The 14,404-nt window shown below is 71.0% G+C and carries 14 protein-coding genes and 1 riboswitch; of the genes, 12 read left to right on the top strand and 2 right to left on the bottom strand.

Annotated elements, in window-relative coordinates:
* Positions 1–192: 192 nt before the first annotated feature.
* On the bottom strand, positions 193–672 hold the full coding sequence (locus WA640_RS18820; protein ID WP_335989613.1) for a DUF1349 domain-containing protein: 480 nt from the start codon (positions 670–672) through the stop codon (positions 193–195).
* Between the two features lie 542 nt (positions 673–1,214).
* Here WA640_RS18820 and WA640_RS18825 point away from each other — a divergent pair.
* The 9 genes from WA640_RS18825 (at position 1,215) to WA640_RS18865 (ending at position 12,056) form a co-directional block, all read left to right on the top strand.
* A complete protein-coding gene (locus tag WA640_RS18825; protein ID WP_335989615.1) occupies positions 1,215–1,646 on the top strand; it encodes a hypothetical protein in 432 nt (143 codons plus the stop codon).
* A gap of 189 nt (positions 1,647–1,835) precedes the next feature.
* Positions 1,836–3,674 carry a molecular chaperone DnaK gene (gene dnaK / locus WA640_RS18830; RefSeq protein WP_335989616.1) on the top strand — a complete coding sequence of 613 codons (1,839 nt, stop codon included), beginning with the start codon at positions 1,836–1,838 and terminating at the stop codon, positions 3,672–3,674.
* Positions 3,674–4,465, top strand: a complete 792-nt coding sequence (gene grpE / locus WA640_RS18835) for a nucleotide exchange factor GrpE (RefSeq protein WP_335989618.1) — start codon at positions 3,674–3,676, stop codon at positions 4,463–4,465. Before dnaK ends, grpE begins: the two co-directional genes overlap by 1 nt.
* A gap of 34 nt (positions 4,466–4,499) precedes the next feature.
* Positions 4,500–5,627, top strand: a complete 1,128-nt coding sequence (dnaJ, locus tag WA640_RS18840) for a molecular chaperone DnaJ (protein WP_106364299.1) — start codon at positions 4,500–4,502, stop codon at positions 5,625–5,627.
* A gap of 274 nt (positions 5,628–5,901) precedes the next feature.
* On the top strand, positions 5,902–6,222 hold the full coding sequence (locus WA640_RS18845; RefSeq protein ID WP_219926748.1) for a heat shock protein transcriptional repressor HspR: 321 nt from the start codon (positions 5,902–5,904) through the stop codon (positions 6,220–6,222).
* 128 nt (positions 6,223–6,350) lie between these two features.
* Complete coding sequence (locus WA640_RS18850; RefSeq protein ID WP_335989621.1) at positions 6,351–7,733, top strand: hemolysin family protein; 1,383 nt, start codon at positions 6,351–6,353, stop codon at positions 7,731–7,733.
* Positions 7,730–8,749 carry a hemolysin family protein gene (locus WA640_RS18855; RefSeq protein ID WP_335989623.1) on the top strand — a complete coding sequence of 340 codons (1,020 nt, stop codon included), beginning with the start codon at positions 7,730–7,732 and terminating at the stop codon, positions 8,747–8,749. Before WA640_RS18850 ends, WA640_RS18855 begins: the two co-directional genes overlap by 4 nt.
* Positions 8,750–8,913: 164 nt before the next feature.
* The gene (locus WA640_RS18860; protein ID WP_335989624.1) at positions 8,914–10,203 is read left to right on the top strand and encodes a hypothetical protein; all 1,290 of its coding nucleotides are present in this window, start codon (positions 8,914–8,916) and stop codon (positions 10,201–10,203) included.
* Between the two features lie 233 nt (positions 10,204–10,436).
* Positions 10,437–12,056, top strand: coding sequence for a beta-N-acetylhexosaminidase (locus tag WA640_RS18865; protein WP_335989625.1), 1,620 nt, complete (start codon positions 10,437–10,439; stop codon positions 12,054–12,056).
* Between the two features lie 193 nt (positions 12,057–12,249).
* Here the strand turns inward: WA640_RS18865 and WA640_RS18870 are convergent, their stop codons facing one another.
* The gene (locus WA640_RS18870; RefSeq protein WP_335989627.1) at positions 12,250–13,188 is read right to left on the bottom strand and encodes a C40 family peptidase; all 939 of its coding nucleotides are present in this window, start codon (positions 13,186–13,188) and stop codon (positions 12,250–12,252) included.
* A 9-nt stretch (positions 13,189–13,197) separates the two neighbouring features.
* Positions 13,198–13,343, bottom strand: a riboswitch (cyclic di-AMP (ydaO/yuaA leader).
* Positions 13,344–13,552: 209 nt separating this feature from the next.
* Here WA640_RS18870 and WA640_RS18875 point away from each other — a divergent pair.
* From WA640_RS18875 to WA640_RS18885, 3 genes are all read left to right on the top strand, one after another.
* Positions 13,553–13,897 carry a metal-sensitive transcriptional regulator gene (locus WA640_RS18875; RefSeq protein WP_106364293.1) on the top strand — a complete coding sequence of 115 codons (345 nt, stop codon included), beginning with the start codon at positions 13,553–13,555 and terminating at the stop codon, positions 13,895–13,897.
* Positions 13,898–13,909: 12 nt separating this feature from the next.
* Positions 13,910–14,122: a heavy-metal-associated domain-containing protein gene (locus tag WA640_RS18880; protein ID WP_335989628.1), complete on the top strand. Its 213-nt coding sequence runs from the start codon at positions 13,910–13,912 to the stop codon at positions 14,120–14,122.
* 92 nt (positions 14,123–14,214) lie between these two features.
* Positions 14,215–14,397, top strand: coding sequence for a hypothetical protein (locus WA640_RS18885; RefSeq protein ID WP_106364291.1), 183 nt, complete (start codon positions 14,215–14,217; stop codon positions 14,395–14,397).
* Positions 14,398–14,404 lie beyond the last annotated feature (7 nt).

Genomic DNA, 14,404 nt, shown 5'->3' on the forward strand with positions numbered 1-14,404 from the left:
GGAGACCGAATGAGCGGAGCGGCCGGTCGCCGATGCGACCGGCCGCTCCATTCGCCTCCCGTGCGCCGCTCGGGCTGAGCACACAGGTCGGATCCGCCCGGATTCTCCGGCCCGGCGGGCCCGACCTCTATGCTCAGCGGCGTCCGGCACCCCTCTGCCGGACCGCTGGGCTCACTTGCGCTGCACGGTGTCTCAGTCGACGTCGATGTCGAGGTCCAGCCCGGCGTCCCAGAAGGTCTCGGCGACCGGGCGGGTGCTAGCGATCCCGGCCGTGGCGGGGACGCCGCCGGGCAGGTACGTCGAGGCGATGGTGGTGTAGTCGACGCCGTCGTCGGCGTGGGCGACGGTCACGGTGTCGCCGGTCCTGATGAGCCGCAGCCAGATCTCGTCCGACTCGGTGTCCACGGGGAACAGGGACCAGTCGGTGCGGCCGCGGGTGGCGACGGTGCTGATGAGGTGCTGCCCGCCCAGGTACTCCGCGCCGGTGCGGACCCAGTTGGACTCGTCGACGCGGATGGCGAGCGACGCCTCCGCGTGCTGGTGGCGGTGCTCGGGGCGCAGGCGCAGCGCGATCTCGCCGTCGCCTTCGAGCTCGATGCCGTAGATGTAGACGTGGTCGCGCTGGGGCTCGTCCCCGGCGCTGCGGACGAGCACGGTCTTGATCTCGGACAAGGGAGTGATCAATCCACCGTCAACCGTCCATTGTACTTCTTCTGAAGGAGACTGCATCGTTCAATGATGCCATACATGAAAAGGTCATTTTCAGACATAACGGGCGCGGTAACCCAAAGTTAATCCCGCGTTCGACTCGGTTACAAGGCTGAAATACCAGCTCAACGGGCATATGCCTACGCTGAATGCGGTTTGCGTTACGCCCCCTGGAGAACGCTGGCCGAGTCCCGGGAATGCCATCGCGAATCCCTTGTCCCGCAAGCATATCCAATGCGCAGGAATCGCGGTCCGCCCCATGTGTGTCGCGGTTTCGACGCGACCGGTCCAGGCTACCCTCCCGCCGCAAAACATGCCTCCGGCAATGCGAGTGGAATTCCCGTTCCATGTGATGTGCGAGCGATCGCGAGTTCTGCTCCGCATTCTGCGGACGGGCGCGGACTAGAGTGCCGAGTGCTCATACCCGTGTCCTCTCGGGCTACTCGACCGTTAATCCGGATAGAGGAGTACGCAGGCACGGAAGCGAAGGCGAATGAGGAGATAGCGTGAGTATGCAGCATTCAGCGAGGCAGGGGGCGCCCGAACCGGAGGCCCCCGAGCACGGCCGCGGACTCCCGCGCCAGGACCGCACCGCACCGCCTCGCCGCTCGCGCCACACCGCCGAACCCGCGGCCCCCGCCCAGGGCTCGATGGTCGTCCCCATCCCGGCGCGCTCGCGCCGCTCCCGCCGCGAGGAGCCCTCGAAGCTGTTCTCCCTGGAAGAGCCGCCGCCCGTGGAGGCGCCCGCGGGGATCACCGAGATCACCGGCTGGAACCTCGCCGCCCTCATGTGGCGCGACCACCTGCCCGAGCAGCTCCTCGGCATCGACTGCGCCTCATGCAAGCAGGCGTGGCCCTGCGACACCTGGAAGATCGCGGACGACCTGCTCACCGAGTGCTGCGAGGCCGCCGGAGGCGCGCCCGCCGCGGCCCGCTAGCCCCACCCGACGCGAAGTTGAGTCGACCCGACTCAACTTTAGTGCATTTGATCACATTTCCTGTGACCGGCTTGACAGTCGATACCGACCGGATGAACATTGAGTCTATCCGGCTCAACTTGGTTCGGGGTTCCCGCCCGGCCGCTTGAGACAGAGGCATCATCTGTTCGACTACATCAGGAGATCAACATGGCACGTGCGGTCGGCATCGACCTCGGCACGACGAACTCCGTGGTCAGCGTCCTCGAAGGCGGGGAGGCCACGGTCATCACGAACGCCGAGGGGGCGAGGACCACGCCGTCGATCGTGGCGTTCGCCAAGAACGGCGAAGTGCTCGTCGGCGAGGTGGCCAAGCGCCAGGCGGTCACCAACCCGGACCGCACCATCCGCTCCGTCAAGCGCCACATGGGCACCGACTGGACCGTCGACATCGACGGCAAGTCGTACACGTCCCAGGAGATCAGCGCGCGCATCCTCATGAAGCTCAAGCGCGACGCCGAGGCATACCTGGGCGAGAACGTCACCGACGCGGTCGTCACCGTCCCGGCGTACTTCTCCGACGCCCAGCGCACCGCCACGAAGGAGGCGGGCGAGATCGCCGGCCTCAACGTGCTGCGCATCATCAACGAGCCGACCTCCGCGGCCCTGGCCTACGGCCTCGACAAGGGCGAGGAGGAGCAGACCATCCTCGTCTTCGACCTCGGCGGCGGCACCTTCGACGTCTCGCTGCTGGAGATCGCCGACGGCGTCATCCAGGTGAAGGCCACCTCCGGCGACAACCACCTCGGCGGCGACGACTGGGACGACCGGGTCATCCAGCACCTGGTGAAGACCTTCAACGGCCAGTACGGCGTGGACCTGTCCAAGGACAAGATGGCCATGCAGCGCCTCAAGGAGGCCGCCGAGAAGGCCAAGATCGAGCTGTCGTCGGCGACGCAGACCTCGATCAACCTGCCGTACATCACCGCGGGCCCCGACGGGCCGCTGCACCTCGACGTGTCGCTCTCGCGCGCCGAGTTCGAGCAGATGACCTCCGACCTCCTCGACCGCTGCAAGAAGCCGTTCGAGCAGGCCGTGAAGGACGCGGGGATCAACGTCTCCGAGATCGACCACGTCATCCTCGTGGGCGGCTCGACCCGCATGCCCGCCGTCTCCGAGCTCGTCAAGCGCCTCATCGGCCGCGACGCGCACAAGGGCGTCAACCCCGACGAGGTCGTCGCGATCGGCGCGACCCTCCAGGCCGGCGTCCTCAAGGGCGAGGTCAAGGACGTGCTGCTCCTCGACGTCACCCCGCTGTCGCTGGGCATCGAGACCAAGGGCGGCATCTTCACCAAGCTCATCGAGCGCAACACCACGATCCCGACGAAGCGCTCGGAGGTCTTCACGACCGCCGACGACAACCAGCCGTCGGTGCTCATCCAGGTCTTCCAGGGCGAGCGTGAGATCGCGGCGTACAACAAGAAGCTCGGCACGTTCGAGCTGACCGGCCTGCCGCCGGCCCCGCGCGGGGTCCCGCAGATCGAGGTCACCTTCGACATCGACGCCAACGGCATCGTGAACGTGTCCGCGAAGGACTCCGCCACGGGCAAGGCCCAGTCGATGACGATCTCCGGCGGCTCCAGCCTGGCCCAGGACGACATCCAGCGGATGATGGCCGAGGCCCAGGAGCACGCCGAGGAGGACCGCCAGCGCAAGGAGGAGGCCGAGGCCCGCAACATGGGCGAGTCCCTGGTCTACCAGACCGAGAAGCTCCTGGCCGAGTCCGGCGACAAGATCCCCGAGGACCTCAAGGGCAAGATCAACGACGCCACGTCGTCGCTGAAGGCGGCCCTGGGCGGCACCGACATCGAGGCGATCAAGCGCGGCACCGAGGAGCTGTCGAAGGTCTCGCAGGAGGCCGGGCAGGCGATGTACGCGGCGGCCCAGGCCGACCAGGCGGGCGCCCCGCAGCAGAGCGCCGGCGACGCGGGCGGCGCCGACGACGTCGTGGACGCCGAGATCGTCGACGACGACAAGGACCAGAAGTAGTGGCGGACGACAAGCACGACGCCGACGACGCGCGGCCGCCCGAGGACGGCGCGGCCGCCGAGGGCGGGGCCGAGGAGGAGCTGACGGTCGAGGACATCCTCGCCGCCGCCTCCGACGACGGCCAGGCCGCCGACGACGCGGTCCTGGTGCTCCAGGCGACGCTGGAGGAGCGCACCCGCGACCTCCAGCGGATCACCGCGGAGTTCCAGAACTACCGCAAGCGCGTCGAGCGCGACAAGGCCCGCTCGGGGGAGCTCGCGACCGCGGGGGTGCTCCAGAGCCTCCTGCCGGTCCTCGACGACCTCGACCGGGCCCGGGAGCACGGGGACCTCAACGGCCCCTTCGGCTCTGTCGCGGACCAGCTCGTCAACGCGCTCACCAAGCAGGGCCTGGAGGCCTTCGGGGTGAAGGGCGACCCGTTCGACCCGCAGATCCACGAAGCGGTCGCGCACATGCAGATGCCCGGTGTGGACGGTCCGACGTGCATCGACGTGATGCGCTCGGGCTACCGCCTCGGCGACAAGCTGCTGCGCCCGGCCCTGGTCGCGGTCGCGGAGCCGTCCGACGAGCCGGAGCCCGAAGCGCCGGCCGAGGCCGAAGCGGAGCCGGACGAGGCGCCCGAGGCCGTCGAGGCCGAGGCCGTGGAAGCCGACGAGGCGGAGGCGGCGACCGAGGAGGAGGCCGAGTCCGACGACACCGAGACCGTCGAGGCCGAAGCCGAGGAGGCCCCGGCCGAGGACGTCGAGGAACCCAAGGGCAAGAAGAAGAAGGACAAGGGCAACAAGGACTGACTGTCCGCCCCAGAACTGAAGGAGGAGGCGTCCGGTGGCATCGCAGGAGTGGCTTGAGAAGGACTTCTACGCCGTGCTCGGCGTGCCGCAGGACGCCTCCAAGAAGGACATCGAGAAGGCCTACCGCAAGCTCGCGCGCGAATGGCACCCCGACCACAACCCGGCGGCCGACGCCGAGGAGCGGTTCAAGGGGATCTCGGAGGCGTACTCGGTGCTGCACGACGACAAGTCGCGCGGCGAGTACGACCAGATCCAGCTCATGAAGTCCGGCCGAGGAGGATTCGGGGGCGCGCACGCCGCGCCCGGCGGGATCAACCTCGAAGACCTGTTCGGGAACGCCGGAGGCGGCTCGGGCGGGTTCTCCGACCTGTTCGGGGGCCTGTTCGGCGGCGGCTCGGGCACGCGGCGCCGCTCGGGCGCCGTGCGCGGCAACGACCTGCGCACCAACGTCACCCTCGACTTCGCCGACGCCGTGAAAGGCTCCACCACGGAGCTGCGGATGCGCGCGCCCGGCGAGTGCGAGACCTGCCACGGGTCGGGCGCCAAGCCCGGCACGTCCCCCACCACGTGCCCGAGGTGCAACGGGCGCGGCCTGGTCACCGAGAACCAGGGCGCGTTCAGCTTCGCGCAGCCGTGCCCCGAGTGCGAGGGCACCGGCACCGTCGTCACCGACCCGTGCCCCGACTGCGGCGGCACCGGCGCGACCACGAAGGACCGCGTCATCACCGTGCGGGTGCCCGCCGGGATCGGCGACGGCCAGACCATCCGGCTCGCCGGGCGCGGCGCCCCGGGCGAGCGCGGCGGACCCGCCGGGGACCTCCTCGTGCGCGTCACCGTGCGCTCGCACCCGCTGTTCGCGCGCGACGGCGACAACGTCACCGTGCGCCTGCCGGTCTCGTTCCCCGAGGCCGCCCTGGGCGCCAAGGTGAAGGTCCCGACGCTCGACGGCCCCGTGACCCTGAAGGTCCCCGAGGGGACCCCGACCGGGCGGGTGCTGCGCGTCAAGGGCCGCGGCGTCCCCGGCAAGGGCGACCTGCTCGTCACCGTCGACGTCGACGTCCCGACGGCCCTCACTGCCGAGGCCCGCGAGGCCCTGGAGAAGTACGCGGCGGCCGCCCCCGCGGCCGACCGCTCGAAACTGGAAGAGCTGACGGGCCAGTGACGCCCGCGGCTCCGGAAGGACGGCGGACCCCGATGCGGGCCCGCCGGAACAACCGGTGCGCCCTCCGGCGTTGCAATGGACGCGCGGCGCCGAACGGCGCCCCGGGCACCGGAGAGAGGAGTGAACCGTGAACGCCGCCGACCGCACCGGACCGTCCGATGCGAACCACCCGCGCGTGCGCATCGAGATCTCCTACGGCCGGCGCGGACCGGACGAGGACATCGACTTCGACGCGAAGATCCTCGCGATCTCCGCCGCCGCCGAACTCGCGGGCATGCACCCGCAGACCCTCCGCCAGTACGACCGGCTCGGCCTCGTCGAGCCCGCCCGCACCCCCGGCGGGGGCCGCCGCTACTCCGCGCGCGACGTCTCGCGCCTGCGGGAGATCCAGCGGCTCAGCCAGGACGAGGGCGTCAACCTCGCCGGGATCAAGCGGATCATGGACCTCGAACGGGAAGTCCACGCGATCCGCGCCGAGGCCCAGGCGGTCCTCGAAGAGCTCCAGCGGGCCCGCGCGCAGCTCGCCGAACTGCGCGCCGTCGCAGGTCCGTTCGGCCGCTCGACCGACATCGTCCTGTGGCGGGGCGAACAATGATCGGCGCTTGCCTCCCCTGCGGCCACCGTTAAGATCGGGCCCATGCGACGCAGAAGACGACGATCCCGAAGTCCGCGGCCCGGCGGCCGCCCGCTCCGCGCATCGGAGCCTCCCAGCGGGCGTGAGCAGTGCTCATAGCCGTCGGACTGGTCATCATCCTGGCCGTCACCGCCGCCACGGGCTTCTTCGTGGCGCTCGAATTCGCCTACACCGCCGTCGACAGGTCCAAACTGGAGGACCTCGCCGCCGGCCCCGACGCGAAGCGCGCGTCCCGGGCCCGCCGGGCCCTCAAGGTCTCCTCGCAGCTGTCGTTCGCCCTCTCCGGCGCGCAGCTCGGCATCACCGTCACCGCCCTGTTCGTCGGCTTCTTCGCCGAGCCGTACCTCGGCGAGGGCCTCGCGGACCTCCTCGGCACCGCCGGGATCCCCGCGGCCGTGTCGATCACCCTCGGCACCGTGGTCGCGTTCGTCATCGCCAACGTCGTGCAGATGATCCTCGGCGAGCTCGGCCCCAAGAACCTCGCGATCGCCCGCACCGAGGCGCTCGCCCTCGCGCTCGCCGTCCCCACCAGCACGTACCTCACCGTGTGCGGGCCGATCATCCGCTTCTTCGACGCGGCCTCCACGAAGCTCCTCAAGCTCCTCGGCATCCAGCCGGTCGAAGAGCTGGAGCACAACGCCACGCCCGAGGACCTCCACCGGATCATCGACGTCTCCCGCGACGAGGGCGCGCTCGACGAGGAGCTGTCGGTCCTCCTCGACCGCGGCCTCGACTTCTCCGACACCGTCGCCGAGCAGGCCATGACCCCGCGCGTCGGCGTCCAGACCCTCCCCGCCGCGGCCACCGTCGCCGACGCGGTCGCCGCGCTCGCCGACGGCCACTCCCGCTTCCCGGTCGTCGGCGACGACGTCGACGACCTCATCGGCGTCGTCGGCATCGGCCAGATCATCGCCGTCCCGCGCGAGGCCCGCGAGGTCGTCACCGTGGCCGAGATCGCCGACCCCGCGATGCTCGTGCCCGCCTCGCTCCCGCTGCCGCAGCTGCTCGACCAGATGCGCGGGCGCCACCGCCAGCTCGCGTGCGTCGTCGACGAGTTCGGCGGCTTCGCCGGGATCGTCACGCTCGAAGACCTCGCCGAGGAGCTCGTGGGGGAGATCCGCGACGAGCAGGACCGCTTCGAGGCCGTCCCGGTCTCGCTCGCGGGCGGCGGCTGGCTCATCCCCGGGCGCTGGCGCGTCGACGAGGTCGCCGACGCCACCGGCATCCAGCTCCCCGAAGGCGAGCACTACGAGACCATCGCCGGGCTCGTCATGGCCGAGCTGGGCCGCGTCGCCCACCCCGGCGACACGGTCGAGGTCCCGACCGCGGCCGCGGGCGAGTTCTACGACGAGGACGGCGACGGCCTGGCCGACCCGGCCCCGCGCAGCGTCAAGCTCGTCGTCGTCTCCTCCGCCCGCCATGTGCCGCAGGCGATCGAGCTGCGGCCGCTCCCGGGGGAGGACGCGAAGTGAGCACCGGCCCCGCCCTCCTCGTCTCGCTGATCCTCCTGGCGGCCAACGCGTTCTTCGTGGCCGCGGAGTTCGCGCTCGTCGCCTCCCGGCAGCACCGCCTCGAACAGGACGGCTCCGCCGCGGCCCGCGCGGCCCTGCGCGGCACCAGGAACCTGTCGCTCATGCTCGCGGGCGCCCAGCTCGGCATCACCGCGTGCACCGTCGGCCTCGGCGCGCTCGCCGAGCCCGCGCTCGCGCACACCATCGAGATCCCGTTGCAGGCCATCGGCCTCGAAGCGGCCGCGCACCCGATCGCGTTCGCCATCGCGCTCGTGATCGTCGTGTTCCTCCACATGGTCGTCGGCGAGATGATGCCGAAGTCGTGGGCGATCACCCACCCCGAGGCGTCCGCGATGGCGCTCATCTGGCCGTTCACCGGCTACGTGTGGGTCACCAAGCCGATCCTCCTGGGCCTCAACCACGGCGCCAACGCGATGCTGAAGCTGTTCAGAGTGGAGCCCGCCGACGAGAAGGCGCAGGCGCACTCCCCCGAGGAGCTGCGCTACCTGCTGCGGTCCTCCGCCGCCGCGGGCGTCCTCGGCGAGGAGGAGCACCAGATGCTCGCCCACGCCATCGCCGTGCAGCGCCAAGGGGTCGGCGAGGTCCAGATCCCGTGGGCCGAGGTCGTCACCATCCCGGCCGCCGCCACGGCCGTCGACGCCGAGGAGCGCAGCCGCGCCACCGGCCGCTCCCGCCTCGTGGTCGTCGACGCCGACGAGAAACCGGTGGGCCTCGTCCACGTCCGCGAAGCCGTCCAGGCCGCACCGGACGCCTCGGTCGCCGACCTCTCGGCGGCCCCGCTGCTGGTCGCCGCCGACACCACCGTCGCCGGGGCCGTGACCCTCATGCGCCGCCAGCGCGCCCAGCTCGCCCTCGTGACGGGCGCGGGCCGCGAGGTCACCGGCCTGGTCGCTATGGAGGACCTCCTCGAAGAGATCATGGGCGACTTCTACGACGAGACCGACAAGACCGCGTAACGGCGCACCGAAACAGAAAGGGCCTCGGCTTCGGCTGGGGCCCTTCGCCTTGCCGCCTGGACGTTTTCACCGCGACACGCGCACTCGGGCGTGTTCGTCGCCGGTTTCGGGCCCTTCAGGCGTGATCATGATTCATCAACCGTTTCCTGTGACTCTGGAAGACCATGTCGAAATTCTTCGAGGAAACCGGGCCCGAATTCGCCGTCTCCATGCGCGGCTACGACCGCCACCAGGTCGACGAGTTCACCTCCCGGCTGTATCAGAACATCAAGACCCACGAGCAGCACCGCGACGAGGCGGTGCGGGCACTGGACACCGCCGAGCAGCAGCTGCGCCGCGCGGAGGAGCGCATCACCGCGCTGGAGCGGCGCGTCTCCGAGCGGGCCACGCAGATCGCCGAGGCCGAGCAGCCGACCCTCGCGGGGCTCGGCGCCCGCGTCGAGAAGATCCTGCGCGCCGCCGAGCAGGACGCGGGCGTCCAGAAGGCCGACGCGAAGCGCCAGGCCGCATCCCTGATCCAGGAGGCCCGCAGCGAGGCCGACGCGATGATGCGCGCCGCCCACTCCGAGGCCGCCGAGATCACCGCGACCACCGACCAGGACGTCACCGAGATCCGCGCCCGCGCGGTCAACGAGACCACCGAGCTGCGCGAGAACGCCCGCCGCAGCCACGACCTCGCGCTCGCCGACGTCCACCGCGAAGTCCAGACCTTGCAGAGCCAGTCCCGTTCGGAGGCAGAGAAGACCAGGTCGGCCGCCGAACGCGAGATCGCCGTCATGCGCGCGACCTCCGAGCGCGAGATGACCGAGCTGCGGGCCCTCGCGGCCCGCGAGTCCGACCAGCAGCGCAGCGCCGCGCACCAGCTGCTGGCGGAGGCCGCGGAGTTCCGCAAGAAGAAGACCCAGGAGCTGACCCTCGCCGAGGCCGACCGCCGCGAGCGGGCGCAGAAGGAGGAGGCCGACCGGCACCAGCAGGCCATCGCCACCGCGCAGCGGATCGTCTCGGAGGCCGAGGACCGGCTCGCGCTCGCCGAGGAGCGGGCCCGCTCGTCCGAGAACCGGGCGATCGAGCGCCGCGAAGAGGCCGACCAGCAGGCGAAGGACGCCGTGCAGCGCGCCACCGAGCAGGTCAAGTCCATCAAGGCGGAGTCCGAGACCGAGGCGGCCCGGCTCAGGCGCAGCGCGGCCGAGCGCGCGGCCGAGCGCGTGCAGCCGCTCGCCGAGGAGGTCGCGGCCCTGGAGCGCCAGCGCGACTCCGCGGGCTCGAACCTCACCGACCTGCGCCGCCAGCTCGGCCTGGTGTCGGGCGAGGAGGAGAAGACCTCGCCGTCGCTGTCTGCGCTGTCGTCCTCCTCGGGGGTGTTCGAGTCGGAGTCGGCGCCGCTGCCGATCAACCGGCAGCGCGAGTCGCCCGAGGACCTGGACGCGACCCAGCACCTCCCGAAGGTGCACTAGGGGTTTCACCGAGAACGTTCCACCGCGCGCCGCGGTCGCCGGTGCCGGGCGGGTTTCCCCGCTCGATGCACTGGCCGACCGCGGCGCGGTCCTATATTATAAATAAACTGAACTAATTCGTGGGAGCGTCGCCGTACCGACCGGCCCGCCCCCGCGGAAACCGGTTCCCGCCGCCGAACCCCCGGCGGCGCCGGACCGGACAACTGCACCTCGACCACAGGAGCCCCCGAACCATGCAGCGCCGCATCTCGCTGATCCCGCAACCGCAGCACCTCGTCCTCGCCGACGGCGACCTCGACCTGAGCACGCTCGACGCCATCGCCGCCGACCCCGAGCTGCACCCGCTCGCCTGGCTCCTGTCCGACCTCCTCAACCGCGGCACCGGCCTGCGGCTCGCGGTCGCCGACCCCGCCTCCGAAGGCCGCGTCCTGCGCCTGCGCCTCGACGGCGAACGCCCCGACGACCTCACCACCGCCGCCGAGGCCTACCGCCTCGACGTCACCGCCGACGGCGTCGACCTCGCCGCGGCCCACCCTGCTGGCATCGCCCGCGGCATCGCCACCCTCCGCCAGCTCCTGCCCCCCGACGCGCTCCGCGAGGCCCCCGCCGCCGACCCGGTCGTCCCGCTCGTCGCCGTCGACGACGAGCCGCGCCTGCGCTGGAGAGGCGTCATGATCGACGTGGTCCGGCACTTCCAGCCCAAGGACTTCGTGCTCAAGATGATCGACCGGGCCTGGCTGCACCGGATGAACGTCGTCCACCTCCACCTCACCGACGACCAGGGCTGGCGCTTCGACGTCCCCTCCCGCCCGAAGCTCGCCGAGATCGCCTCGTGGCGCGCCGAGACCAAGATCGGCCACGCCCGCGACGAGGCCGCCGGATACGAGCCGACCCCCCACGGCGGCATCTTCTCCGTCCCCGACCTGCGCGAGATCGCCTCCTACGCGCGCGAGCGCCACATCATGATCGTCCCCGAGGTGAACCTCCCCGGGCACGCCCGCGCCGTCCTCGCCGCCTACCCCGAACTCGGTGCGGGACAGGACAAGCCCGTCTCCCCGACGTTCGGCGTCTTCGAAGAGGTCCTGGAGCCGACCCAGGCGGCCCTCGACTTCGCCCTGGAGGCGTACACCGCGATCGGCGAGGTCTTCGAGGGCCCGTTCGTCCACATCGGCGGCGACGAGGTCCCGATGACCCAGTGGGAGTCCTCCCCGATCGCCCGCGAGCTCATGGAGCGCGAGGGCATGGAGGACGTGCGCGGCGTCCAGGCCTGGTTCACCAAGGCGTTCTGCGACCACCTCGCCGGCATGGGCAAGCGGGTCATCGGCTGGGACGAGATCCTCGACGGCGGCGCCCCCGCCGAAGCCGTGGTCCACGTGTGGCGCAACGAGGCCTACGTCAAGAAGGCCATCGCCGCGGGCCACCTCGTGGTCGCCTCCCCCGAGCCGTACGCGTACTACGACCACTACGAGAGCGACGACCCGGCCGAGCCCCTGCGCATCCACGGCCTGACCACCGTGGACAAGGTCGCCGGCTGGGACCCCGTCCCGGCGGGCGTCGACGGCGAGCGGGTCCTCGGCATCCAGTGCCAGCTGTGGTCGGAGTACCTGCCGACCCCCCGCGACGTCGAGTACTCGGCGTTCCCGCGCCTGTCCGTCCTCGCCGAGGTCGGCTGGACCGGCATGGCCGTGCGCGAGGCCAACCCCGTGCAGGACCGCCTCGCCGACCACCTGGAGCGCCTGCACGCCATGGGCATCGACTACCGGCCGCCCACCGGCCCCGAGCGCTGGCAGCGCGGCGGCACGGGCCGCCGGGCCCGCTACGACTGGACGTTCGAGGAGCACCAGGTCGACTGACCTCGCCCCCGACTGGAATGTGAGAAGCCCTTGCGGGCCGCCGGAGCGGTTCGCAAGGGCTTCTTTACGATGGGGTGGTCCCCGGCGGCGGTGGGGCTATTGCGGGTCAGCAGCAGGGTCAGCAATCGGGAGCGCCCGCGCCGCCGCCGGGGAGTTCGGCGCCCGGCCTCGCGGCCGGTGACGGACGCGGCCGCTAGGGGCGGCCGTACCCGTCGATCGACATGACGTCCATGTCGGCGATCTTGACCACGGTGGTCGAGTTGGGGGCGTGGATGATCTGCCCGTCCCCGATGTAGATCGCCACGTGGCCGAGGTCGTTGTAGAAGATGAGGTCGCCCGGCTGGAGCTCGTCCCGGGAGATGCGCGCCGTCTCGTCCCACTGCATCGCGGTGTTGTGCGAGAGGCTCACGCCGGCGGCGCCCCACGCGCCCTGCGTCAGGCCCGAGCAGTCCCACTCGTCCGGACCCGAAGCGCCGTAGACGTAGTCGTCGCCGAGCTGGTCGTACGCGAACGCGACGACCGCCGAGTCGCCCGAGTAGTCGCCCCAGTCGGGCTCGGGGTTCTCCTCGGCGTACGCGTCGGCGTACTCGTCTTCGAGGGAGTCGATCTCGTCCTCGATCTCCTGCTGCTGCTCCTCGATCTCGCCGAGGATCTCGTCGGCGCTCTCCTGGAGCGCCTCCAGCTCCGCCTGGCGGGTCTCCAGCTCCTCGATCTGCGCGAGGGAGTCCTGGAGCGCCTGGTTCTCGGCGTCGGAGAGGTTCGACAGGTACATGAGCCGGTCGGCGAAGTCCGACGGGTCGCCCGCCAGCACCGAGTTGACCATCGCGAAGTCGCCGCCGGTGTAGGCGGTCGAGGCGATCTCGGCCATCCGGTCCTGCGCGGCGAGGCCCGCGGTCTCCAGCGCCGGGAGCTGCTCCTGGATCTCGGCGATGAGCGCGTTGGCGTCGTCGAGCTCCTCGCGCTTGGCGTTGTAGTCCTCGATGACCTTCTCCAGGTCCGCGTGGCGCGCGTCGATCTCGGCCTGGATCTCCTCGCTCGTCTGCGCGGACGCCTGCGAGGACGTGAACAGGGCCGCCGTCGCGGGGACCAGTGCCGCGGCCACGACGGCGGCGGCGATACGCCGGGTACGCACCAAGGGATGCGCTCCTTCCTCTGGCCGCCTACCGGGTTAGCTGTCGGGTTCGGGCGGAAGGAAGGGTCGCCCTACGCGTGCATGCGATTCACCCCGTCGACCCCTGCACGCGGCCGACTGCTGGTTCCCCGGCTCGAACCCGGCGGGATCCGGGCCGACTCGGCGGTGCCGCGCGGCGGGTGCGGGGTGCCCCCGAGTTTCCGACGCGACGGGTTCACGTTAGAGGCCGATATGAGTCCAGACAAGGCCGGGGGGAGAATTTCTCGCACAATGGCACGGAATACTACGGGCCGCTGCTCAAGGCTGACGAGCAGTTGCCGCAATACCCCGCAGGGGTATACACTGACGACTGGAGGGAAGCGACATGGCTAGCGACGACACCGCGCACGCCCCTGAGGCCGACGACAGCGGAAGCGGGCACGAGCACTACTGGTACCACGGCGACAAGGCCGCGCTCACGCGCCGCCTCAAGCGCATCGAAGGCCAGATCCGCGGCATCCAGCGGATGGTCGACGACGACCAGTACTGCATCGACATCCTGACCCAGATCTCCGCGTCCACCAAGGGGCTCCAGGCCGTCGCCATCAACCTCCTCGAAGGCCACCTGGCCCACTGCGTCGCCGAGGCGCAGACCTCCGGTGACCCGACCGCCGCCGAAGCCAAGGTGAAGGAAGCCTCGGACGCGGTGGCCCGCCTGCTCAGAACCTGACAAGGAGTCCACATGGAAACCGTCTACGTCGTCAAGGGCATGACCTGCGGCCACTGCGCCGGCAGCGTCACGTCCGAACTCACCGCCCTCCCCGGCGTCTCCGGCGTCGACGTCGCCCTCGACACCGGCAAGGTCACCGTCACCAGCGAGGCCGCCCTCGCCGAGGACCAGGTCCGCGAAGCGGTCGACGAGGCCGACTACGAGCTCGTCGGCGTCGCCGAATAAGGACCCGCGCCATAGGCCCTGACCACCCGTTCACCGGGTGTTCAGGGCCTCGCCGTTGCACCCGGCGGGACCCCCTGACGTACAGTCGGTGCATGGCAGTCTCCGATGACGACCGTTCCGTCGAACTCGACGAGGACTTCTCGGTGCTCCCGGACCAGACTTCCGACGACACCGACCGCGGCTGGGGCGAGGCCCCCGCCCCCCGTCGCACCCGGCGCGAACTCTCCGCCCGCGACCTCGACCTCCTCGCCGAGCGCCCCCCGCACTGGTCCTGAGCGGCGG

Source organism: Glycomyces sp. MUSA5-2, from assembly GCF_037034145.1.
Lineage (GTDB): Bacteria > Actinomycetota > Actinomycetes > Mycobacteriales > Micromonosporaceae > Glycomyces > Glycomyces artemisiae.

Excerpts from the sequence above, each read along its gene's own strand:
- WA640_RS18875 (WP_106364293.1), top strand. The coding sequence starts at position 13,553 with ATGGCTAGCGACGACACCGCGCACGCCCCTGAGGCCGACGACAGCGGA.
- WA640_RS18845 (WP_219926748.1), top strand. The coding sequence starts at position 5,902 with ATGCACCCGCAGACCCTCCGCCAGTACGACCGGCTCGGCCTCGTCGAG.
- dnaK (WP_335989616.1), top strand. The coding sequence starts at position 1,836 with ATGGCACGTGCGGTCGGCATCGACCTCGGCACGACGAACTCCGTGGTC.
- WA640_RS18885 (WP_106364291.1), top strand. The coding sequence starts at position 14,215 with ATGGCAGTCTCCGATGACGACCGTTCCGTCGAACTCGACGAGGACTTC.
- WA640_RS18880 (WP_335989628.1), top strand. The coding sequence starts at position 13,910 with ATGGAAACCGTCTACGTCGTCAAGGGCATGACCTGCGGCCACTGCGCC.
- WA640_RS18860 (WP_335989624.1), top strand. The coding sequence starts at position 8,914 with ATGTCGAAATTCTTCGAGGAAACCGGGCCCGAATTCGCCGTCTCCATG.
- WA640_RS18865 (WP_335989625.1), top strand. The coding sequence starts at position 10,437 with ATGCAGCGCCGCATCTCGCTGATCCCGCAACCGCAGCACCTCGTCCTC.